The 23,366-nt window shown below is 44.1% G+C and carries 16 protein-coding genes and 1 pseudogene; 4 read left to right on the forward strand and 13 right to left on the reverse strand.

Features of this window, described 5'->3' with window-relative positions:
* Positions 1 to 142: 142 nt before the first annotated feature.
* From GD631_RS00870 to GD631_RS00885, 4 genes are all read right to left on the reverse strand, one after another.
* Positions 143 to 1,957, reverse strand: a complete 1,815-nt coding sequence (locus GD631_RS00870; RefSeq protein WP_143260051.1) for a hypothetical protein — start codon at positions 1,955 to 1,957, stop codon at positions 143 to 145.
* A 12-nt stretch (positions 1,958 to 1,969) separates the two neighbouring features.
* The gene (locus tag GD631_RS00875; RefSeq protein ID WP_143259945.1) at positions 1,970 to 3,856 is read right to left on the reverse strand and encodes an FISUMP domain-containing protein; all 1,887 of its coding nucleotides are present in this window, start codon (positions 3,854 to 3,856) and stop codon (positions 1,970 to 1,972) included.
* Between the two features lie 130 nt (positions 3,857 to 3,986).
* Positions 3,987 to 4,517: a methylated-DNA--[protein]-cysteine S-methyltransferase gene (locus tag GD631_RS00880; protein ID WP_143259946.1), complete on the reverse strand. Its 531-nt coding sequence runs from the start codon at positions 4,515 to 4,517 to the stop codon at positions 3,987 to 3,989.
* A gap of 143 nt (positions 4,518 to 4,660) precedes the next feature.
* Positions 4,661 to 6,754: a BT4734/BF3469 family protein gene (locus GD631_RS00885; protein WP_143259947.1), complete on the reverse strand. Its 2,094-nt coding sequence runs from the start codon at positions 6,752 to 6,754 to the stop codon at positions 4,661 to 4,663.
* Positions 6,755 to 7,101: 347 nt separating this feature from the next.
* Here GD631_RS00885 and GD631_RS00890 point away from each other — a divergent pair, with 347 nt between their 5' ends.
* The gene (locus tag GD631_RS00890; protein ID WP_143259948.1) at positions 7,102 to 7,752 is read left to right on the forward strand and encodes an HU family DNA-binding protein; all 651 of its coding nucleotides are present in this window, start codon (positions 7,102 to 7,104) and stop codon (positions 7,750 to 7,752) included.
* 213 nt (positions 7,753 to 7,965) lie between these two features.
* Here the strand turns inward: GD631_RS00890 and GD631_RS00895 are convergent, their stop codons facing one another.
* On the reverse strand, positions 7,966 to 9,045 hold the full coding sequence (locus tag GD631_RS00895; RefSeq protein WP_143259949.1) for a linear amide C-N hydrolase: 1,080 nt from the start codon (positions 9,043 to 9,045) through the stop codon (positions 7,966 to 7,968).
* 493 nt (positions 9,046 to 9,538) lie between these two features.
* On the opposite strand from GD631_RS00895, the gene GD631_RS22065 reads away from it, so the two are divergent.
* The gene (locus tag GD631_RS22065) at positions 9,539 to 9,700 is read left to right on the forward strand and encodes a hypothetical protein (RefSeq protein WP_223225916.1); all 162 of its coding nucleotides are present in this window, start codon (positions 9,539 to 9,541) and stop codon (positions 9,698 to 9,700) included.
* An 80-nt stretch (positions 9,701 to 9,780) separates the two neighbouring features.
* Positions 9,781 to 10,302 (forward strand): hypothetical protein, encoded by a 522-nt coding sequence (locus tag GD631_RS22070; protein WP_223225915.1) that lies wholly within the window; start codon positions 9,781 to 9,783, stop codon positions 10,300 to 10,302.
* On the opposite strand, the gene GD631_RS00910 is transcribed toward GD631_RS22070, so the two are convergent.
* A complete protein-coding gene (locus GD631_RS00910) occupies positions 10,271 to 10,591 on the reverse strand; it encodes a DMT family transporter (protein ID WP_143259950.1) in 321 nt (106 codons plus the stop codon). The two genes, GD631_RS22070 and GD631_RS00910, sit on opposite strands and share 32 nt — an antisense overlap.
* A 153-nt stretch (positions 10,592 to 10,744) precedes the next feature.
* Between GD631_RS00910 and GD631_RS00915 the strand changes: the two genes are divergently transcribed.
* Entirely contained in the window at positions 10,745 to 11,317 is a 573-nt protein-coding gene (locus GD631_RS00915) for a Crp/Fnr family transcriptional regulator (protein ID WP_143259951.1), read from the forward strand.
* Positions 11,318 to 11,414: 97 nt separating this feature from the next.
* Here GD631_RS00915 and GD631_RS00920 read toward each other — a convergent pair whose 3' ends face one another.
* From GD631_RS00920 to GD631_RS00950, 7 genes and pseudogenes are all read right to left on the reverse strand, one after another.
* Positions 11,415 to 12,665, reverse strand: coding sequence for a TolC family protein (locus tag GD631_RS00920; protein WP_143260052.1), 1,251 nt, complete (start codon positions 12,663 to 12,665; stop codon positions 11,415 to 11,417).
* On the reverse strand, positions 12,643 to 15,750 hold the full coding sequence (locus tag GD631_RS00925) for an efflux RND transporter permease subunit (RefSeq protein WP_143259952.1): 3,108 nt from the start codon (positions 15,748 to 15,750) through the stop codon (positions 12,643 to 12,645). Before GD631_RS00925 ends, GD631_RS00920 begins: the two co-directional genes overlap by 23 nt.
* Positions 15,751 to 15,756: 6 nt before the next feature.
* Positions 15,757 to 16,866, reverse strand: a complete 1,110-nt coding sequence (locus tag GD631_RS00930) for an efflux RND transporter periplasmic adaptor subunit (protein ID WP_185911549.1) — start codon at positions 16,864 to 16,866, stop codon at positions 15,757 to 15,759.
* A gap of 555 nt (positions 16,867 to 17,421) precedes the next feature.
* Positions 17,422 to 18,192: an IS21-like element helper ATPase IstB gene (istB, locus tag GD631_RS00935; protein ID WP_143259953.1), complete on the reverse strand. Its 771-nt coding sequence runs from the start codon at positions 18,190 to 18,192 to the stop codon at positions 17,422 to 17,424.
* A gap of 13 nt (positions 18,193 to 18,205) precedes the next feature.
* On the reverse strand, positions 18,206 to 19,810 hold the full coding sequence (gene istA, locus GD631_RS00940; RefSeq protein WP_143259954.1) for an IS21 family transposase: 1,605 nt from the start codon (positions 19,808 to 19,810) through the stop codon (positions 18,206 to 18,208).
* Between the two features lie 177 nt (positions 19,811 to 19,987).
* Positions 19,988 to 20,530 (reverse strand): annotated as a pseudogene (locus GD631_RS00945) (hypothetical protein); the annotation flags it as partial.
* A gap of 247 nt (positions 20,531 to 20,777) precedes the next feature.
* On the reverse strand, positions 20,778 to 23,345 hold the full coding sequence (locus GD631_RS00950; protein ID WP_143259955.1) for a family 78 glycoside hydrolase catalytic domain: 2,568 nt from the start codon (positions 23,343 to 23,345) through the stop codon (positions 20,778 to 20,780).
* Positions 23,346 to 23,366 lie beyond the last annotated feature (21 nt).

Below are 23,366 nucleotides of genomic sequence, written 5' to 3' on the forward strand. Positions count from 1 at the left end.
CAGCTGGTACGTATGGCGGCAGAAAAACACGGGAAAGGGTGGATATCCAATCACCAATAAATTGAAATAAAGAGGCTTGTCACCCTATCAGACAAGCCTCTTTACTATAAATTTCGAAAGTACTATAAACGCATCGTGCAAATTACATCGGTAATTTTCCGACTATGTCTTTCGAACATACAGGCAATTTACCTTCTTTTCCCATATTTACAAAAACAGTGGCACATAATACGGTCCATTGGTCACCGTATGTCATCGTACTGCTGTGGTTATATCCCAGACAATGTCCGTATTCATGGAACATGGCTTGACGGGGATAATTGTGCGGATGAGCATCGGGGGGAGTAGCATCAAAATAGACACCGGTATAACAATAACTAGCCAGTCCATACGTACTGCCCCCACCAAGTCCGCCGACACCCGAGACACATCCCAGCACAAGTCCTCCATGACTGCGAATTCTTTGACGCAAATTATCTAAATTGATCGGATTTCCTCCATTGTCTTTCAGTCTTCCTTCATAATTGTTCATTTCCGCATTAAACTCTTCGGAAGAGAACATAAAAGCCATATTGAGAGCCAACGCCACTCCGTGCCGACACAACAACGGGTTCATGTGCCGCCAATATGCATGACCAGCGTCAGCCGAATAGGCAGAAAAACGTATGAACCAATGGCTGTCTATCTGTTCCATTTTCTTCATGAACGGATCATCCGTCCGGAAGACAAGCGTCACATCATCATTCGCAAGTTCATGTTGTGCAGGCACCACCACTTTCCGACCGTTACTAGTGGTGAACGTCCGTTCCGAATCTACGACAGGCAAAGGAAACGAAGCTTCCATAAAAGGATAAATCTGGTCGAAGTGCGCCAGTTCGAAAAACTCGGTACTGACTTTGTTAAAGCGGCACAAAACCGTTACATCCTGAATGCCGACAGGAGAGAAGAACTTAACGAGCAGTTCATGTTCGTTTGAAATGGACATCTGCAATGGAGCATTTGCATAAAAAGACCGACGCCCACTGTTATAAAAGACATCACGCGGCTCATCGGCAAGAAACATCGTATCAGTCCGGAAACGAACAAAATCTTCCTCACGCACACGAAAGAAACCGTCCTGATTTTCCGGATGAAGGTAATCAATACTGATATGCGACACTCGCCCGGGCTCAATATTACAACCAATGAAACGGTATTTGCGTTCAAACCGCCTACCGTCGCTACATTCCGACTCGATAGACACAAAACCGGAAAGTGGTTTGTTTCCCGGTAACGAGTAGAAGGAGCATTTCCCGGTAATGTCATACGCCTCTACTCCTTTCGCTCCTGAATATTGCCCATCCACACCAAGAGTGGCATATATTCCCTCAGAATCATCAAATGTAATATCAATCTTTCGGATGAATCTCCACATATAGTCGGATGACAGCTTCAAGTCTACGTCCACTCTTCCCACACAACGTTCCAATGTTACAAGCTGTGATACCGGAGCCTGCTCTCTTCCAATGTGCAATTCTATCTTTTTATAAAAATAAACTGCATCGAGCGGCGCTTTTTCTGTAAAGTTCATCAACCAATCATCAGACAAATACGCAGGATCTTTGATCGTTTCTCCTGTCTCTTCTTCCACACTAGTGGTAGCAAGAAATGCCAATGTATAATCCCCCTGTTCCAATCCTTCGATCGTCAGTTTGGAAAAGTCATTTTCCAGCTTCTGGTACAAAGGTTTGATTATCCTACCTTCTTTATCGGCAACGGCATACCACATACGAGTAATCTGTTCCTGGCTACCGCTGCGTGTCTGTACGATAAAAACGTCATCTTCCTGCAAACCAAACAGAAACGTCACTTGTCCCATACTGGAGGATATGTTGTCCGTTTCCTGTTCGAAATCCCCCGAACAAGAGGCAAGCACCAATATCCAAAGTAACAGTATTGTGATTTTCATCATCTTCATTCTCATCCTCCCCTATTTTTTTACACAACGTACAGAGGCAAATGCTTCCATCTGCAATTGTTGCTTCTTAATAGTAGTTTTCTCTGCTCCTTCAAATGGTAACCAATAGGCCCATGCATATCCGCCCGGACAGCCGTTGCGTTCGCTTGCCCACAACACTGCCTTTCTTCCAAAGCCAGGATTGTTGGACGTCGTTTTATCACCTTTTCCGCCAACCAAAGGAATGATAAGGCAACGCTTGGTTTCTTCTGAAGTAAATTTCACATAGTGCTGCGTGCCCGTCACACCAGTCGGTGTGATCAGTTTGCCTTCCCCTACATGAAGTGTAGCGATAATTGTTTCTCCATTTCCTGCCTTATATGTGCCCGGAATCTCCTGTCCGGCAGGAAGAAGAGACTGCAATTCTGCAACAGTCGGTATCCGATACCCTTCCGGACAAGGCATGTGGCTATCATTTTTCCATGGGGTATCGGCTGCCTGATTTCCCAGATTGTTGGAAGGATTGTATCCTTGCCATGGCACATACATATATAAACGTCCGGACTGGAACAGCCCACCCACAGTATTTATCCAGCTTGTGCGATACATATCTTCGATTGTAATCCCGTCCAACGGATAAATCTGGTCATCAAGATCGCGGCTGCGCGCATTGAATGCCATCCATACGTTTCCGCCTATTTCTACAGTCTCAATTTGCTTGTCACTGGGAGCCACACGAATCTCCACATAATCATACGTCCCATCCAGTAATACATTTTTCAAATGTACCCGTACTGCATATCCCAGACGTCCGTTGCCTTGCGCATTCACCGATACGTTGAATACCGACACAATGCCTTCCGCTTCTTCCGACATGGATATACTTCCCACGTTTACGTCGTCACCGGCACCTTCCGTAGAAGATATGCCAATAGGAGTGTCGGACACAAACGCCAGCGTCATTTCACCAACACCCGTAGCAGGCACTTCCAAAATATTGTTTTCATAATCCGCCTTCACTTCTGCCGGAATCTTCGATTTGGATGCACTGAGCAGAATGCGGTGGTTCGTATCAGGCTTACCGATAATCGTCTCCCCTTCTTCCCACGGTTTGATAGTAAAGTTTCCCTCTATCTTAGCACCTACATTCAGCACAGTCAATTCATATACTTTATTACGTTCGACGACAGGCAACTCTACTTTCAGCCTAATGGGCACTTCGCCATACGTTCCGCGTAAAACGATATGAACAGGACGCATACTCTCAAAAATACGGAACACTTCTTTCTGTTCACCGTTGAAATCGGAACTAAACTCTTTCCGATAGTTTACCGTTTTATCTGAAGCCTGTTTATTTTCAATGAACGGGAAAGTTTCCGCCGGAGCGTCTTCTACAATGATTTCCTTGATTTTCGTCTTGCTATCAGCAATCGTATTCAGGTCGATACGTGCCACACCACGTTTCATAGCTACATTAATCTCTGTACCTCCACGGGTTACCACTCCACTCTCCAACTCAACAACTGCTGCCATAAAGCTCGGTGCGGAATTATCATGCAGTCCTTCACCAATGACCATATTGCGAAATTCTTCTTCACTGGTAACATTTTCTTCCATCGCTCCCTCCAATCCTGTCAGGAAATAAAGCCGCGATCCACTCACCGCTGAAATCTCGGACTGCCCGTCTTTTCCCGGATTCAATTGTTCCGCCTTGTAAAGACCTCCATCACTAAACTGAAAAACAGACACATCCTTAAGTTCTTCAGAAGATTCCTCACCTGAAACTGTAATACCTTTTAATGTTACTGAATAAGTTTGTTGAATAACTTTTTCCTCTGTTTGCTCATTGTTCGAACAGGAGCCTAAAAATAACGCTCCCATTAAAATAGAAACAATGGCTTTTCTGCTAGAATAATTCATGTTTTTAATATATAATTTCGAAATAATTGAAAACATTACCGGTACGTTTTTTAAAAGCGGCGACAAAAATACTACTTTTTATCTATCGGCAAAATCAAATATTTAGAATATATATACAAAAAACACTCATTCATAACAGAGGCTTACCATTTAATTCCAAATCCAGCAACCTCTTTTTAGCAGAAAGTCCGCCAGCATACCCTACAAGCGCTTGGTTACTTCCAACCACACGATGGCACGGAGCAAAAATAGAAATAGCGTTCGCCCCGTTAGCAGCAGCAACCGCACGGACAGCCTTCGGCACATTCAGTTGTCCGGCCAACTCACCGTATGACACAGTCGAACCGTATGGAATCTCCAACAACTTATGCCATACACTCTTCTGAAACTCGGTACCTACAAAAAGCAAAGGCACCTCAAACACAGTCCGCTTGCCATTGAAATATTCATCCAACTGCCTGATCGCTTCCTGTATCACATCTGATGTCCTCTCCTCATAACCTGCTTTCAACAGTTTCCGCAATCTCCTGTCTACAATATCCCTGTGACTTTCAGCCGCCCAGTCACAAAGGCAAAGCTTATCCCCAACCGAGCCAAGCATCAAATCACCACAAGGGGAATGATAACGCTGTATCTGAATTATATTAGTTTTATCTTCCATACTTCCAAAGATACATTTATTATAATTACTCTTCAATTTAATCCTCGATTATTTTAATCCCCCAATTATTTTTTGTACACGATTTACCCTAACACCCGACTTGTATTCCCCTATTCATCGTCCTTTCTCCCCCCCCTTATCAATTACTCCACTTTCATCAAATGATAAAGCGTCCCCTTGCGGGACTTACGACAGGGAATATTCAGTTTTTGAAGTGCACGCCCAAACTGTCCGACTTTATTAATAGCCAACTTATCCCGTGTTTTCGTCTGCAAATAACTCAAAATCTGCATGGCAGTCAGCCATTCACCTTCCATTTCCTCTTCTATCGGATTAAGATAGCAGTGGAACAACTGCTCCAGCGGACTAGCCTGTTCAAACTCACGGTTAGTCTGTTTCAATATGTTTTCATCTTCATCATTCAGCCAATAACGCTCACCTTTATAAATAGCTTCCATCGCTTGAGCATAAAGCTGTTTGTAATTGATGGTAACGTTCGTATTGATAGGAGCCGTCACCTCAATGCAAATGAAACGGCGGCTACCGCTAGGATCAGTCAGCAAATCTTTCTGATTGCTGGTGCCGATAAAAGAAGCATAACGCCTCATCTCCCGAATCGTATTACCGTATGGTTTGCGCAAATTCGCCACAGGCTTCTGCAACAAATGCTTCAAGAATCCCTGCTGACTGACATTAATCTGATCGAACTCATCAATGTTTATCAGAAAAAAACGTCCCAAATAGCGTTCCGCCTCCTGTTTACTTTTGAAATCAATGCTGTCCGTATAACCGAAACGCAACTCCGGCGGCAGAATAATGCGACAGAATGTAGACTTACGATACCCCTGCGAACCAACCAGCAAAGGCGAAGTATTATTACCATGCTGCCGATCGACTCCCCTCCAATGCGCCACCATACTAAGAAACCAACGGTAAAACAAATCCTGCCAGTGCGGATTGTCACATGGCACCAAACCTGCCAATGCACGAATACGATCCTTCCCATCCCAACGTCCTGTCTCATAAAGATATTCCTCCACAGGATTATACAAAGGAACACATTCCGAATTCAGAAAACGATCCACATCACGGTCCCACGCACTGATCCCTTCTTTCAAAGCATTGATCGCAATACTGTTGCGCACCCGTTTATCCACCGGCTTAAAACAAAAGTGAATAGAATCGCGCTGCCGATATTCCAAATCGTCCTGCACCGTATTGTAACGGAATTCATACCGACGTTTCATAAATTCTTCCAACAGAAAAGCCGTCTCCTGCTCTTTGCTGATACTGCTTTTCTTACCAAACCCCTTACATTCCTGATAAAGATTATGCAGTATCGAACGGATCACCTGCTCTTCTTCCTCGCGATAATAATGAATCATCGTCTGCCGTATCGCTTCCTCTTCGGGAATACCCGCTTTAAAACAATGCTCGGCAAGGTGGACCAGTAAAGGCTGCAAGTTGTCCCCACGTTTCCAATTCTCCATTTCCTGAAGTGCCCTGTTCAAGGCCGCTTCATAAATCTTCGTGAATGTTTGCGCCGACTCATATCCCGGCTGCAACCGCAATAACGGATTTTTCTCTCCCTGTTTCCGCTGGCGGAAAGTCTCTTCTCCCGGCATTGTAAGCGGTTGTTCCAGGCAGAACGGCACCGCATCCGGATTATAATAAGGAGATTCGTCCAACGTCATACGGCATTTCTGCGCCAATACCGGTTCTTTCAAGTCAATATCAAAAGGCAACATCGGCTGATAACATTTCACAGCCAGCCAATAAGCATGAACATGAAATAATTCCGCCTCCGCTTCCTTAGTCGGCAACCCTCCGTCATCCGGCAAAGCAAAACGCACCCATATTTTTACACTACGACCGCTGGAGCCACAAAAAGCGGCAAAAGTCTGTGGCAGAAGCGCTGCCTGCCGTTTCACAAATTCCGCTTCGGACCCACCGGCCAACCGGCTCACTTCCAACTGTACCAAACCATTATACTGCTTCATCTTCCGTTCGCCCTCTTTGGTACGGGTATATTCCACAGCCGAATAGATGTATGACAATTTATCAATATGTTCGTATCGGGCATACGTACCTTCCAGCAACGGTATAATCTCCCGCAAAGCCGTGATATGTCCCGCCTTTGTTTCCGTCTTCATTTTGTCGAATAGTGTGCCTGCCTCACAAATGCTAAGAGTTTCTTTTCCGCTCCCGTTGTCTTGTCTGATTAAAGTAATTTTCATCCAATTTTTGTCTATTTTTTCTACAATTACATCTGCATATTTAATTCCTGTAAAGATACACTTTTATCTTCCGGAAAGCAAGCATTTCATCCGATAAATGTCCGTAGTTCATTTGCATTTACCTTATTATTTATGTATCTTTGCTTAGTAGTTGTCAAGGGCTCACCCGTGTGAACAAACAGGCTATCAATTGTAAACAAAAACGTCCACAGACGTAAACAGCTTTGTTCACATAGGTGAGCCCTTGCAAAGCATTAGAGCTTAACAAAAGAAACATTAAGCACTAATGTACTACTATCTAAGAGAATACATAACAAGAACAGTTCATTTAAAACAAATATAAAGCTATGGCAATATTATTCGATTGGTATGAAGACCCGAAGCCTTCAAACAAACAGCAGGGAGAAAATGAAAATACCCTGCATCCGCGCATCAAATACAACGGTTCGATTGGGACCGACGTACTACGCCGCCGTATTCAGGAGCGTTGCTCGCTGACAGAAACAGACGTCACAGCCGTACTTGATGCGCTTTCGCACATCATGGGACAGGAATTGGCAGAAGGACGCCAAGTTCATCTGAACGGCATCGGTTATTTCCATCCGTGCCTGACCACTACGGAACCCGTAACGATAAGTACCAAACGGAAAGCAACTAAAGTGAAACTGAAAGCAATCCAGTTTCGCGCTGACCAAACATTGAAAAACGAGTTCGGTGTGCTTAAAGCGAAAAGCCTCAAAGGAGGACTGGATTTCACCCAACTGACAAACGAAGAAATTGACTTGCAACTGACGAAATACTTCCGGACTCACCAATTTATGCGGAGACATGACTTCCAATATCTTTGCGGAATGGCAAGAAGCACAGCCATGCGACATATCCGACGTCTGCGCGACGAGGGCAAACTGAAAAATATGGGTGGAGCCATGCAGCCGATTTATGTGCCTGGAAGTGGATATTATAGTAATAATGAAGAAGTTAGTAAAAAAACGGAATAAGATTAGTCAACTCAAATCAGGACGAGACAGGGTGAGAGTAAAAAGTTACCCTCACCTACTCTCACCTTTACCCTCACACCTGTAACCCCGATGAATAAATGGATTGAGCATAGAGGGTGAGGGTGTGAGGGTAAAACGTCACCAACATTTATTTGAGAACATTTTCAATGCGAGCAACTATTATACAAGAATACCTCCATACCAATCAACATTTTACAGGGGAATCTTAACCATTTCAACCGGCTGCTCCTGTATCTTATCCAACGGTTGTGATTGATATTTTACCTTTGAGAAATCAATAGCTTTCAAGTCAATGCAACGTATTGAATTGTTATAAGCCGTCTTATAATAAACTTTCCGGTTCGTGAGGTCGATAGCCGAGGTCCATTGCGTAGCACTGGGAATATCGGGAATATCACCTTGCGAATGTTCTATACCGATAGGAATATCAAAATTATTAAGCAAGTGGAAACATTGCTGCACAGTATCAAAACCCGTAGCACGTTGCGGAGCTGTCCCCCGATAAAAGGCAGCACGTACAAACCGCGAAGGAGGCGTGGCATCACCCGGAATACCGAGAAAACCGGAGTTGCCACCAGTCGGTTGCAACGTAATACCGCCCAATTTTTGCACGGAAGCGTCACCCGGATGAAGATTGACGTAATTGTTCAAATTTGTAAGTTGCCATTCAAAACCGGGGGCATTCGTCAATACTCCTACTTCATTCTCATAAAAATGCGGCACGCCACCTACAATCTCCAACACGACCTGACGCCCCGACGGTTCACCGATACGCCAATGTACTACCGCTGTCTCTTCCAGTCCTACGACACGTACAGAAGAAAGGGCTGCCTTCACCTCGTCAATAGTGGAAAACTGTGACAACAGCCACTCCGTCACTTGAAGGTCTGCCAATGTCCGCTGGTTCTGTGCAGCATCATACGTCTCATAACCACCATAATGGGGAAAGAAAAATAGTCCGGCCGAAAGTCCTGCCTCATTGATTCCTTCGGCAATAAATTCTTTTTGTACAACAGTCAGACCGACCACTCCATATTTTGCCGTGAACGTTAGTCCATTGACACCCGTAGGGGTGAATGACGTGAGCTGTTGCCCACGTGGAATAATCACATACTCGCTTTGCAACACACCACGCGCCCATTCAATCGTACGGGCTTGCACATAACTGCCGTCACGGGATGTCAGCGAGATTCCCGTACAAGCTACAGCCTGAAAAGTGCTGCCACATACGGCAGCAACCCCTAACAATAAGTTCTTTGTCATCTTCATCATTATTTATATATTTATTCTCTAAAAACTCAATACTGTATAAAGACAACAAAATAGGGGTTATTTTAGTTTGCAGATATATCTTTAGAGGTTATCCTATAAAACAAGGAAAAGCCGGACAAACATATTTTATGCTCATCGAACAAAACAAAAACGGGAAATTGTTTGTCATTTCTTTGCTATCCTCCATAAATCATCTATCTTTGCCTTTTGAAAGCCGAAGAGAAATGCGGCATATTGAAACGTTTTTTTGCGCTAAGAAAACTACCAATTTTATTATAAACAAAAAACATGGTTTCAATAAATCTGTTTCATACGTGCGACCTAGGGTCGGGCGTGTGAACATATTTATTAAACCATGTGGGTATTGGTAGTACCTCTTAGCGGATAAATATGAACTCAGCGTCCGGCTTCTTTTATATATAAGGTATACATCACACAAGTATATACCAAACATACAACAGAACACGGACGGTCATCAATATCCAAAAGAAGAATGAACAGACCGAACAAAGAAACATTGCGCCGTGTCATCCGGAAGATGCACAAACAGAATGACCATGAAAAGCTTGCGGAGAAACTATCCGCATCTACCAACATGCCTGTGAAAATCCGCCCCTGTATCACACACCAAACAAAATGTCAGCGAAGCCAGTGAACACATATAGCTAACTTCCTGCAAATCCTCCCAAGCAACAAAACAAGAATTCAATTATCAACTTAATCCCTATTACTCCTATGGCAAACTGGTTAACAATCAAGCAACTGTCCGAAAAACGCGGCATTGCAGAATCCACTCTCCGAAATTGGACAAACTTAGGCTACATCACTTCCTCAACTATCGACAATATCATAATGCTGGACGACGATAGCCTGACTTCCTATTTGGACACCCATCAAAGCAAAGGACTTAGTAAAGAATCCCTGGAAAAATTAATCAAAGAGAAAGAGATGGAATACGAAATCATTCTCTCCCGCCTCAACGACGAACTGTTCCTTTTAAAAACCCAAAGCCTCCACCAACCGCTTTTTCATACCATCGTGCAAGAACTCGGGCAACTGGATTCATTTCCATCGTATTTTTTAGCCAATTCACAAGCCTCCTCCCACAATGTGAATTACCTGACACATATTCTGCGTATACTTCCGTTTTTTCATGAATTATCAGGTATTAAATATTTGGGAGTCTGGTACGGTACTGCTCCAGTTCCATACCGACTCCTTCTGATTATATCAGCTTCAACCCTACAATTGAAATAATCAAAGTCGTCATAAAAAACAAACGACCCAAAGTTGCCGGTTCGTGAAAGAATAGGATACCGACCAATACAGTCCCCACTGCTCCTATCCCTGTCCAAACAGGATATGCAGTGCCGATAGGCAATGTTTGCGCAGCCTTTGCCAGCAGGAACATACTCAAGGTTACAGAGATTACAAATCCCGCCCCCCACAAATAAAAGTCAGTGTCCGTTGCTCCTTTAATCTTGCCTAGACAAAAAGTAAAACCAACCTCAAACAGTCCGGCAATAATCAATATAATCCAATTCATATCATTCTATTTTAATATCAGACTGCAAAATTAACAGAATGCCCGGAGCTTTCACTTTACATTTGATAAGAAATGACGGTATAAGAGTATCGTCAATTCTTCTTTTCCTAATGTAACTTTTTGTATTTTTGCAGACTAATGATTCAATGCGATATGGATATACACGAGATTATAAACAGGATATATCGGATGCCGGAGGCTTCGGTGGATAAGGTGGTTAAGCGTCTGTCAAAGGTCACATACCCCAAAGGCCATCATATATTGGAGGCTGGTAAGACCGAAACGAATATCTTTTTCATCGAAAAAGGGATTGCCAGAGCTTATATTCCCGTAGACGGAAAAGAGGTAACGTTCTGGATTGGGAAAGAAGGGTCTACCATTGTCTCATTGAAAAGTTATGTAAATAATCAACAGGGATATGAGTCAATGGAACTAATGGAAAACTCGATGTTATATCTATTAAAGCGCAAAGATTTACACGAATTATTCAAGGAAGATATCCATGTTGCCAACTGGGGACGCAAGTTTGCCGAATCAGAGTTCCTGCAAACAGAGGAAAGACTTATTTCTCTCTTATTCACCACTGCATCCGAACGGTATATGAAACTGATACAAAATAATCCGGAACTATTACAAAGAGTACCACTGGAATGTCTTGCCTCTTATCTGGGAATAACTCCGGTAAGTTTAAGCCGGATAAGAGCGAAATTGAAACGGGTATTTTGAGACAGCAACACAGGAACATAAGTTAGGATTCGAAGAGTAGACATATCCGGCACTGCTATTATTAGTAAAAGTAGAGCCGGATAAAATCATCGTATATTTAAAAACGTATGTCCCAAATACCGCAAGACTTCTCTAATTCCACCAAAGAAGCTACATATCCTTTCATGGTTTCAAGATATTCCTGCTGTACTTCATTATAGGTACGTTGAGCTACTAATACATCCAAAATATTGGTTTCACCACGTTTGTATCTATAAACCATCCCATCAAGCACCTTTCGTGAATCTTCGAGCATCCCCGACCTAAACTGGGCTACCTTCTTTTTTTCCGCTTCATGGCAGAACCATGCTTGAGTAATCTCCACCTGTATTTGTAATTCCATCTCTCTTTCCAATATTTCAGATTGAGCAATACGGAATTTAGCTGCTTTGACTGCTCCTTTATTCATATTTGAGAAGGACAACGGAATAGATATCCCTGCGGTAGCAGAACGCGCCGGAGGAAGAAAACCGTTCCAGTCTCTTTCATAAGAGACTGACAGACCAATGTCCGGACGACGCTCTGCCTTCGTCAACTTGTACGCACGGGCAGTGACTTCGGTACTTTTTTGAGCTGCAAGTAAGTCTATACGATTGTCTAAACCAACTTTGATTAGTTCTGACAGTATAAACTCACGGTTCAGTTCCTCCCAATTACCAAACGGGATATGAAGAGTATCCGCTGTCACGCCCATCTGTTTGTTAAGCATAACCAATGCAGACTGATATGCTGCTTCCTGTCCGTAAACTGTATTGAGTAAAGTAACGGCTTCCAGTTTCGACTGACGGGCATCATTCTCCGTAATTTCTCCTGCCGCATAACGCAAACTATCCGATCGGCTCAATTGCAGCATATATTCATAAGAACTTCGCTGCACTCCAAGTAGCTCTTTCTGCAAAATAGCTTCCAGAAAAAGATTGGCTGCCTCGGCTCGCAAATCCTGAAATCCCTGTTCTATCATCAACTTCTCAAACGCTGCCTGACTTCGTGCCAATTTAATTCGCGCCTCTCGTTTTTTTCCTAATTCCAATGAATAGGAAAGTCCCAACGAAAAAGTTTCATTACCAGCTTCAAATCCGAGTTCCGGATCAGGAAACACCTTTGCGGCAATAGCTTCCGCATCAGCTATACTCACATTCAACTTTTCTGCCAGATAATCCAGATTGTTCTTTCCTACCCTGTTCAGATATTCTTCGAAAGAAATATTCCGTTGTGGGTGTCCGACGGAAATCTGCGCAAAAATATGAACAGTCATCGCTTCCACAAGCAGCAAAAGAAGCAAGCTATTAAAGTGTATATTCTTTTTCATCATTCTTCTTTTTATTTAAAACGTTATTCTCAATCAGATAGTAAAAAACCGGAAGCACAAACATGGAGATGAGTGATGAGAACATCAATCCATAGACAATGACCGTTGCCAAAGGACGTTGCACATCACTGCCAATCCCTGTTGCCAGAGAAGCGGGAAATAGTCCGAGCACTGTTGTGACGGAAGTCATCAGGATGGGGCGGAACCGTTGGCGTGCCCCTTCGACAACAGACTTCCGAAGTTCCATTCCTCCTTTGCGCAAACTATTTATCTGGGATATCATAATAATTCCGTTCTGGATGGAAAGCCCGAACATAGCAATGAAACCCACAGCAGACGATACATTCAAGGTCATACCACGTATATTGAGCGCGAGCATCCCGCCGAAAAGTGCCAACGGCACGATGGACAATACCAGTCCGGCTTGCCGGAACTTCCCGAACGTAGCATAAAGCAAAATAAACATACACATCAGTGTCAACGGAAGGATGACAGAAAGACGGGTATAGGCTCTGTCCTGATTTTCAAAGGCACCTCCCCACTTGACTGTGTATTTGCTGCTATCATACTGTACTTTCTGATTGATAACTTCCTGAGCCTCTTTTAGAAAAGAGGCCAAATCGCGCCCACGCAAATTCAACTTTACCGTCAGATGACGTCTGTTCATTTCGCGAGTGATCGTACTTTCTCCGACACTCAATTTCACATCGGCTACCTGTGAAAGAGGTATTTCAGCTCCGGTAGAAGAGGTTAGCATCAGTCCGGCTATCTTTTCGGGTGTATCCCGCACTGCTTCTTTATATTTACAGGTGATATCATACTGCCGGTCTCCCTGATAAAGTTGCGCAATAGCTTTACCTCCGATTGCCACCTCTATCAAATCAGCTACATCAGACACATTCAACCCGTATCGGGCAATCGCATCCCGGTTCATAATGATCTGCAGTTGAGGTAAGGGCGGTTCCTGATCAATATCCAAATCAACGGCCCCCTTCACCGTTCCCAACACCCGGGTTATTTCTTCCGCGATACGACGTGTTTCCCGGAAATCCTCACCATATACTTTTACAACCAATTCGCTATGTGCTCCGGCTATTTTATCCATCACCCCGTCTATCATCGGTTGACTGAATCCGACTCTAAAACCGGGCAGCGTCTTATATTCTTCTTCCAATTCATGAATCAAATCCTGCTTGGTTTTTCCTTTCGGCCATTCATCATATGGTTTCATACCAATAGACACCTCAAAATGCGAAGGGGTGAACGGATCTGTGCCATCATCATTTCTTCCTGCCTGAACCATGATATAAGTAACTTCGGGATATTTCATCGTACGGGCACGAAGTGTGTCGGACATCTCTCTCGACTTCTCAACAGAAATACCGGGAGGAAGATTCACCTGCAACCAAATAGAGCCCTCGTCCAGTTCAGGAAGAAAATCTTTCCCGACAACACCGCTCAACACGATACCTGTTATCAGAATCAGGCACGAAAGGATGATTATATTCACTGGTTTTTCTATGAGTTTCACTATCGCACCGGTATATTTATCCTTCAATTTTTCCAGCCATTTATTCTTATAAATCCTGCGCGGCTTACGATAAATAGCATAAGCAAGTCCCGGGATCAGCAGAAGGGCGACTAAAAGAGCTCCAATCATAGCATAACTCATTGTAAATGCCATGGGAGTGAAAAGTTTACGTTCCACACGTTCAAAAACAAATAACGGTAAATAGGCTGTAATTATGACGATGGTAGAAAAAAGGATCGGGCGCCCTACTTCTTTGACACGTTGCGCGATACTTTTTTCTTCGATATATTGTCCGGGATGATCCTCACGTTTCTTGAGAATCGTTTCCAGCATAACGATAGCACCATCCACAATGATCCCAAAATCAATAGCTCCAAGCGATAGAAGGTTGGCGGGAATATCTGTGAGATGCATCAGGATAAAGGCGATAAGCAAAGATACCGGAATGGTGATTGAAACCAGCAATGCTCCACGCCAATTACCCAAAAACAGGATAAGCACAATAATCACCAATGCCATTCCCATCAGCAAGGTATGAGAAACTGTATTCAAGGTGGTGTCTACCAGACTGGTACGATCCAGAAAAGTATGTATCCGCACCCCTTCCGGCAAAGTTTCATTATTCAATTCATCTACTGCCGCATGAATGCCGTCCAGTACCTTAGACGGATTCTCGTGTTTCAGAAGAAGCACGACTCCCTCCAGACTTTCCGAATAATCACGAGTGCGATCGGTATATCCCAATATGCCTTTCCTCTCCAAATTTCCATATTTTAAAGAACCGATATCATTCAAAAAAACAGGAACTCCGGAAGTCGTACTAACCACAATGTGGCCTAAATCGTCCAAGTTCTCAATCAAACCGATACCACGTACCACATACCCCAAGTCTCCCCTGTTCAATATGCTTCCGCCCACATTGGCATTATTATTTTCAATAGCCTCAATAACCTGGCTAAGAGACAAGTGATATTGTTCCAGTTTATACGGATCTATTTCTACCTGGAACTGGGTGGTAATACCTCCGAAGTTTGTCACATCCGCCACTCCCGAAACTTCTTTAATGCGGGGAATAATCACCCAATTCTGAAGGTCAGTCAGTTCACGAAGTGAATGTTGGTCACTTTCTATAATATAACGGTAGACCTCTCCCACAGGTGACGTCAACGGATCGAGTCCCGGAACTGCACCATAAGGTAGCTCCACTTCATTCAGTCTTTCCTGTACCCGCTGACGGCTCCAGTAGTCTTCCGTCCCATCCTTAAATACAATCGTAATCATAGAAAGTCCAAACGTACTTTTACTACGCATGACATGCATGCCGGGCAGACCGTTGATGGCGCGTTCCAAAGGAATAGTGATCTGTTGTTCCACTTCTTCGGCAGCCAATCCCGGCACTTGGGTAACTACCTGCGATGTAACATCTGCAATGTCCGGATAGGCTTCTATCGAAAGCTGCATCCATGAGTAATATCCGAAAATGCACATCATCACGAACAAGCAAAGCATCACCCATCTTTTCTGTATAATTGAAAGCATCAAATCCTTCTTCATAATCTCTTATTTTAAATAATATCCCCCTTCACTGATGACTTTGTCTCCCGCGTGCAATCCATTACTTATCATGGCAAATCCGTTTTTGGTTGCTTCTACTTCTACCGATGTCCTGACAAAGACACCCGGAGCAATCTGCACATACACGTAACTGCCTTTCTCTCCCTGTAATAATGCGCTCTCCGAAACCTGAACCTGTTCAATAGGAGTACTACGAAAATGGACAGTAGTATACATACCCAATTTCAACTGTTTTTTCGAATTATCACAAACTGAAAGTACTTTTATAGACCTTGTATCTTCGTCAACCGCCTCTTCTACATGATAAATATTTCCTTTAATCACCATGCCTGGCAATGCCGACACTTCTATATCCAAACTACTGCCTGCATTGATAAATCGAATGTCTTTTTCCTTCACTTGAGCGGTAATCCATACCTCCGACAAATCCGCCACTATCGCAACAGGATCAGTATCATCTTTCAGGTATTGTCCGGTCACAATATTATTCTCTATAATTTCTCCCGAAATAGGTGAACGAACCACAAGAGGTTGCCCCAATGTCATATTCTCCGGATGCTCTACCTGATATACTACCAACGCAGCAGAAGCATTTTCAAACTCTTTGTCGGCAATAAGCAACGCATTCTGTGCCTCTTCCAGTTCTTTCTGCGAGCTAACCCCATTCTTGATCAGGTCTTCTTTGCGCTGTAAATCCTTCTTTGCCAGCTCGCGTGACGAAAGTGCCTGGAAATATTCTTTTTGCGCCGTAGTAAAGTCCGGTGAACTGATTTCAAACAAAGGGGTTCCCCGGTCCACCAGTTGCCCGATTTGTATATACGACTTTATAACTCTTCCCGCAAAAGGTGAAGCAATACAGGCATAGCGGGTAGGAATAGGACGTACCACCCCGGAAGTGATTACCTCCTTGGAATAAGGCTCAAGCCTGACATCGGTTATTTTTATCTTTTCAGATAAAAAACAATCTGTAACATGCACGGTGTCCCCCTCCATACGATAACCACTTTGTGGTTCTTCCTTTGATTTACTCTTGCATGCGGTAACTAGCAATACACCGCAAATTAAAAGCATTTGCAAATTTTTCTTCTTCATCATTATTCATAAAAATATAGTTGGAATCTTTTTTCGGACGCAAAGATAAATAGGGATGCTCCGGAAGCCTGTTAGAGATTTGTTAGAACGCTATTAGAATTTTATTAGAGCCTTATAAAAATTATTTCAAGACTAATTTTCTTTTTTTATGAACCCGGTTTCCAGAGGAACGACATTTTTTGTCTACATTTGCCGAATCGAAAACTGAACCAGAGAATATGAGAGTTATCTGTCAATTCATCCTATCCGTATCTCATTTGGAGCTCTCTTAGCTAGGCTTCCGTTCCTTTATATCTTTCCTCCATTACAGGAAAATAGAGAAATTCAACAGTCATTTCTCTCAATCAATTGTTTATTATTTAATCATAACGGTATCTTCCCTCTGCCATTTTTAGATACAGACTGGCAATACCCCTTATCATCATCCATAATCAATAAAGTATTATGAATAATTGGAAAAAGAAGTTTATCATTATATGTATATAATAATCGAAAAGTATGCCAGCTAATAATTGAAAAGTAGTCCACTAGTTTAGATTTGCAAAGGATATGATTCTTTTATTTCCCCGGTACATTTTTCCTCATATTTTGGGTTTCTTTAACTCTATACGATTGTCCGCTCATGTTTATCAGGTGTGCCTTATGTGTTAGTCTGTCTACCATTGCTGCCACTAGTACTTTATCTTTCACGATTTCGCCCCATCTGTCAAATGATAGATTTGTTGTAATGATCGTTGCTTTCTTCCCTGCTCTGAGTGATAGATGATTAAACAGAAGTTCTCCTCCTTCTTTATCACAACTTACATACCCAAACTCATCACAAATGACCATATCATATTTTTCAAACCTAAGTTCCAATTGTCTGAGACTTTTCTGTGACCTGCATTCCCTTATTTGTGTGAGCAGATGTGGCACCGATGTAAAAAAGACACTATATCCCTCCATACAGGCCTTAATACCTAAGGCTGTGGCTATATGTGTTTTTCCTGTTCCCGGATTCCCATATAGAACCACATTTCTTCCTTCTTTAATGAACTCGAGAGTTTCAAGTTCGGGTATGGCCATCTGTGCATCCTTAGGTAAATCGTCTCTTACGAGTTCCTGGAGGTATTTCATTTGTGGGAATCCGGCTATTCTTACCCTTTGTTTTCTTCGTTTCTCTATCCTTATTTCCATTTCTTTTTCCAGAATACGGGCGATCAACGTCCTGCATCCCCAGTTCTCCTGTGTTGCCAATGTTATAAAATCCTCCAGTTCATTCTGTAGGACATTAATTTTAAGTTCCCTGGCATATCCTGTAATCATTTCATTTTCTGACAAGTAGTCCATAACAATATTATTTTTAGTTTAAAGAATCTATTTGAGTCAAAGTTTGCGTGCTCTCCATCATCCGTGTCAGATCTGAGAGTATACCGATTGCGGCATCCTCTATCTGCCGTGATTGCTGCTGGTGCTCTGCAACGGGTATATTTTCTCTGTTTCCATCCTGTGGCTCATTATTTGCATGCATAAAGGCTTTGATCTGGTCTGCCGACACCTTATGCACTCCACGCTGTCTCAAAGCCTCATATGAGCGGATAATATCCTTGTCTGTAAATCCGTTTTCACCAGCATATTGTATCAACAGGACAAATTCTCTTCCGTTGTCCTGAAAATGTCTTTTGAAGAGTTCCTGTATCTTAGGCGGCATCTGCATGAGTGCCAACGAACCTTGTACAGCTCCCGGCTTGCGAAGCAGGGTACGCGCATAATGCTCCAACTGTATTTTCCAATCTGCCACACCATATACCCGTTCATGTGTTGCCACCTTCACCTGTCCGTGGAAGATAACAACCTTCTCACTGTACATCTTGACCGAGACGATTTTGCCCACTAATGTGTCGGGAACCGAGTAATGAATATTTTTCATACAGATAGTAGACCATTTGTCTACTTTGTAATCATCCACCTGAAAGCACCCCATCTCGTTCATGTGTGGCTGTAAGGCCGCCAGATCGGCTGCAAGGGATTTTTCCTTGTCTTGGGTTGAGATGCTCCCGACTTGGGTGTTGAGTACATTACATGCGTCTTGCAGGTGCTTGCCGGCTTCTTCCACCGAGTCAAATGACATCCGGACACAGAACGCCTTGCGCCTGACATACTCCACACTACGTTCCACATGTCCTTTTTCCCATCCGGCACGTGCGTTACAAAAGCGGAAGTCAAACTGGTAAAAGGTGCACATACGGCTTAGTGCCTCCGTGGGAGTCTTGTCTGTTCCTACGAAGCTCTTGACCGCCACACGCATATTGTCGTATACCATGACATAGGGGACTCCCTTTACCTGGCGGAAGAAGTTGCGGTGCGACTCCATAAAGGCCAACGTATTCTGATGACGGAACAGATAGGCATAACGCCCGTTGCTGTGGCTAAAAGTAAACACTGCCAGAAAGAAACGCTGGAGCTTGCCACGGATGCAGAGTTTTACCTCACCCCAATCGAACTCGCAGTTCTCTCCCGGAATATAATACTGCCGGATAAAGGCCTCTTCACGCTTGCGGGACTTTTGTGTATCAAGCCCTGTAATATACTTACATACGCTCGGATAACTGACTGTGAAGCCTTGACAGACAAGAAGGTTATGAATGTCCTTCTTTAGCATACATTGCTTCTTAAGACCGCTGGCTCGTTTACTGGCGTTCTTAGCCAGACAATCATCTATAATGGATTGTATCTGCCCGGTGATTACTCTACGACCACGTTTGGAGCTATCATACCGGGGAGCAGTAGTCAAAATTGTCTCCAAGCTGGATGAAGGAGTATCAGTAGACAAGGAACTCTCATATTCCTGAATTACCTTATGAACCGTTTTACGGCTGATGTCCAGTTCACGGGCAATGGCACGTTTGCTATACTCCCGACTTCTATACAAATGAATTATGGTTTGTTTATCCACCATGGTTATCATGTTTATACTTCACTTATTGGTTGAACCGCAAAGGAAGTGGTTATCTTAATAAGTCTTAATATAGAGCATGGAATTACGATAGGGAAAAAGTAATAAACAGACTCTATTTACGAACCAAGTGGTATACTTTTCAATTATTATGGTGGACTACTTTTGGGTTATTATTTACAACCGTGAGCCGTCCTTGGATTGCAAGAACCGTCCTTTGTCGAGAACAGATTGCCAGCGGGATTGGATGAACGAGTTTTCGAGAAGTACATCGAAAAAAATAGTCACATGACGAAGATTGTTTACCCGGATATGAAACCCCTCTTTACAGGAAAAGAGAGCTTCCATATCCTCGATGCGGAGTGTAGAAACGCAAAACAGATGATAAGTATTGGCACAAGACACAATACCTGTCATCTGTTCTTGAGTGAAGTTGCATCCGAAAGAAAGCGGTGGGGCATCTGTCACCTTATCGGTGCGGTGCTCGACTGGTGGCGGCAACGGCTCCGACCTATCATACCTCCTTCGCAGTTCCATACATTTCTCGAATGAGAAATCTGATGCTGTAAAAAGAGGTTGGATAAGTTGTGCACATTCTGTCAGCAGCCCTCTGACGATGTAAATGTTCATTTCGTGGCAGTTCCGACAAACCGCATTATCGCAGTTGATGTACCGGTGACTGTTAATGAAGTCATCCACATAGCGGCTATACCGCTTACCATCCGCAGTCACATTTTGGAGATAAAGTTCTCTCGCCTCGGAGAGTAACTCGAATAATTCTTCCGCTACATCCTGTTCAGTAGCAAAATGGGTTAGGTGTTGCTTCCCTTCAAAAAAAGAGAAGACATGTTACATTTCTCTTTCATGTCTGTTTACTTATTCATATTTTAAGTTCAAATTTGATGATAGTTTAAAGAGGGTTCATATCAGACACCCTCTTTTTACAAACCTTCTTAATATCAAAGCCTTGCATGAAAAACTATTTGGTTACCTTGTAAGTTCCACTTCCATAGTTCTTTGACTTCATCTCTCCGGGAAGAGTTACGGTAGCGGTGGCACCTTTAGGGATGGTAAATTCCCAAATCCAGGCGTCACCTTCGTATTTCCAGGCACTCTTGATGAGTCCGGCGGCGGAACGGTATTCGGCAGTCACGTGTCCCAACCGCTTGTCTGGAATAGGCTTCATAATGATATGTTTGAAGCCGGGGGTGACTGGATCGGCTGCAATGCCGGCAACAGTTTCCCAAATCCATTCACATACGCATCCGTAGGCATAATGATTGAAGCTGTTCATGCCGCTCGGTCCCATTCCCTTGTCTATCATATAGCTGTTCCACCGTTCCCAGATGGTGGTGGCTCCGTTATCCACAGAGTACAGCCAGCTTGGATTCTTACGTTGGAAGAGGAGTTCATAGGCAATGTCTTCCATGCCATTCTCCGTGAGGGTGGTCATGAGGATGGATGTGCCTAAGAATCCGGTCTGCAAGCAAAGGTCGTGCTGTGCGAAGTTTTCGCGCAGACGGTCTATCATCTTCGCTTTGGCTTCGCCTTCCACAAGTTGGTTCTTCAGGGCGAACAAGGCAGGAGTTTGCATAGTGTTGAGGATGGCGGTTTTGAAGGTACCGTCTTCATTGAGGAAGTTCTCTTTGATGTATGCCTTTGCCGAATCAGCCATTTGCTGGTATTTGACGGCATCGCGACCGGTGGCGGCAGCCATGTCCCGCATCATGAAAGCATCTGTCATCCAGTAGGAAGCACTCAAATAGTTCCAGTAGCTGATGGCATCAGGAAGCGGACCTTGGGGAGAGAAAGCCAGTCCGCTCCAGCTTTCCAGAGGTTCGTAGCTCAGCCAGTCGGCCCATTGATAGTTACCGTTCTCGCTACAGAGGGCCTCGTGGTTATACTTGGTGTCGTTGATGTGGTTCATAAACAAGTCCATGGCATTCCAGTTCTCCTCGATGATTTGCGTGTCATCGAATTGTTTCCATACCGTCCAAGGCACGATGATTCCGGCATCAGCCCAACCGAAACGCATTTTCTCGTCACCGTATTGTGCCAAGGGGGCCACTCCGGGGAATCCCCCCAAACTGTTCTGTGTGTCGCGCATGTCACGCATCCACTTATGGAAGAACTTCATGGTGTTAGCAAAGAACGTACCGGTTTCTGCAAACACTTGTGTGTCTGCTGTCCAGCCCAGACGCTCGTCGCGTTGCGGGCAGTCAGTGGGTATGGACAGGTAGTTGGATAACTGCCCCCAATAAGTGTTGGAGATGAGCTTGTTCACAAGGTCGTTGCCTGTGGTTATAGTACCGATCTCCATTTTCTTTGTGATGGAAGTGATTGGGATGGACTTCAGCGACTTGATGGCGACATTCCCGGTGGCAGTTATGGAAACGTAGCGGTAGCCGAAGAAGGTGCAATGAGGGTAGTAGGTCACATAGCTATTTCCGGCAGCAAAAGTGTAGTCCAGACGGACGCCGTAAGGGAAGCGCAGGCTTTCGCGGTGACAGCTTCCTTCCGGACCGTCCATGCCACGAATCTTGGCACCATTACCGTCATTGAGTAGTTCTGCGGGAAGGCAGGTCAGCACTGTTCCCTCAGCAGCTTTGAATACGAAAGAGGGGATGCCAGCACAATTTTGTCCGAAGTCCACCACTAACGTCTCTCCCGGACTTACGGTCATCTCCGTACCCGATGCGAACTCACGGGCGATAATCACCTTACCGAACTCATTCTCCTTTGTTCCTTCTACATTCTTCCAAACGTATGCTTTGACAGGAGCGAGGGCGAGATCTGTACGCAGATAGACTTCCGCTCCGTCCGAAGGCAGGATGTCGCCGGAGAATTCGGTATTCTCTTCGGGTGTGGAGAGTTTGTCCACACATTCGTAGCCCATCGGTTCGCGTGCATCGTACTCTTCTCCGTCAAAGATACCGGCATGTTTCACCGGACCGGCAATTCCGGCTTTCCAGTTTTTAAGATCAGTACCGTAGCGCTTCTTGCTTCCGTCAGAAAAAGTCAGTTCCAGTACACCACGGAAGGCACATTTCTTGCCTATCATGCCGTCATATCCTCCGGGGGTTATAATTTTGTCACCCCACCATCCCGGCGTCACCTGTACGGAGAGCATGTTCTCGGCGTTTGGCTTAGTACGAATGATGTCTGTAATATCATAGGTGAAAGAACGTTTGGTCTTGGCATAGTGTGTGAAGCCCGGTTTCAGGAATTCCCCGCCTACGGGTTTCCCATTCACATACAACTCGTAAATTCCCAGTCCGGTGGTCATCCACTTGGCGGAGATGACTTCCTGTTCGTTTTTTACAGTGGATACGAACCAGGTCGCGCCATCGGCCGCGAGACCGTTGTTGTGTCCTTTCGCCACGGGAGCGTCTGTTGCGGAAATCCATTTGGATTCGTTCCAGGCCAACGCTTCCAATGCGTCAGTACGTTTCCCGACTTCGGTTGCGTTTATCAGTCCGCTATTTGAGAACAACGCGAAAATTATTATCGGAATAATATCCGCAAAATAATGAAAATTCATTTTCATACTTATATGTGTTTTTATTTT

This window comes from Bacteroides luhongzhouii (assembly GCF_009193295.2).
In the GTDB taxonomy this organism is placed as follows: Bacteria; Bacteroidota; Bacteroidia; order Bacteroidales; family Bacteroidaceae; genus Bacteroides; species Bacteroides luhongzhouii.

What these genes read in the sequence shown, in the direction of transcription:
- istB (WP_143259953.1), bottom strand. Translation starts at nt 18,192, where the DNA reads ATGGACTACTTGTCAGAAAATGAAATGATTACAGGATATGCCAGGGAA.
- GD631_RS00870 (WP_143260051.1), bottom strand. Translation starts at nt 1,957, where the DNA reads ATGAAGATGATGAAAATCACAATACTGTTACTTTGGATATTGGTGCTT.
- GD631_RS00895 (WP_143259949.1), bottom strand. Translation starts at nt 9,045, where the DNA reads ATGATGAAGATGACAAAGAACTTATTGTTAGGGGTTGCTGCCGTATGT.
- GD631_RS00890 (WP_143259948.1), top strand. Translation starts at nt 7,102, where the DNA reads ATGGCAATATTATTCGATTGGTATGAAGACCCGAAGCCTTCAAACAAA.
- GD631_RS00875 (WP_143259945.1), bottom strand. Translation starts at nt 3,856, where the DNA reads ATGAATTATTCTAGCAGAAAAGCCATTGTTTCTATTTTAATGGGAGCG.
- GD631_RS00880 (WP_143259946.1), bottom strand. Translation starts at nt 4,517, where the DNA reads ATGGAAGATAAAACTAATATAATTCAGATACAGCGTTATCATTCCCCT.
- GD631_RS00925 (WP_143259952.1), bottom strand. Translation starts at nt 15,750, where the DNA reads ATGAAGAAGGATTTGATGCTTTCAATTATACAGAAAAGATGGGTGATG.
- GD631_RS00885 (WP_143259947.1), bottom strand. Translation starts at nt 6,754, where the DNA reads ATGAAAATTACTTTAATCAGACAAGACAACGGGAGCGGAAAAGAAACT.
- GD631_RS22065 (WP_223225916.1), top strand. Translation starts at nt 9,539, where the DNA reads ATGAACAGACCGAACAAAGAAACATTGCGCCGTGTCATCCGGAAGATG.
- GD631_RS22070 (WP_223225915.1), top strand. Translation starts at nt 9,781, where the DNA reads ATGGCAAACTGGTTAACAATCAAGCAACTGTCCGAAAAACGCGGCATT.
- GD631_RS00930 (WP_185911549.1), bottom strand. Translation starts at nt 16,866, where the DNA reads ATGATGAAGAAGAAAAATTTGCAAATGCTTTTAATTTGCGGTGTATTG.
- istA (WP_143259954.1), bottom strand. Translation starts at nt 19,810, where the DNA reads ATGATAACCATGGTGGATAAACAAACCATAATTCATTTGTATAGAAGT.
- GD631_RS00915 (WP_143259951.1), top strand. Translation starts at nt 10,745, where the DNA reads ATGGATATACACGAGATTATAAACAGGATATATCGGATGCCGGAGGCT.
- GD631_RS00950 (WP_143259955.1), bottom strand. Translation starts at nt 23,345, where the DNA reads ATGAAAATGAATTTTCATTATTTTGCGGATATTATTCCGATAATAATT.
- GD631_RS00920 (WP_143260052.1), bottom strand. Translation starts at nt 12,665, where the DNA reads ATGAAAAAGAATATACACTTTAATAGCTTGCTTCTTTTGCTGCTTGTG.
- GD631_RS00910 (WP_143259950.1), bottom strand. Translation starts at nt 10,591, where the DNA reads ATGAATTGGATTATATTGATTATTGCCGGACTGTTTGAGGTTGGTTTT.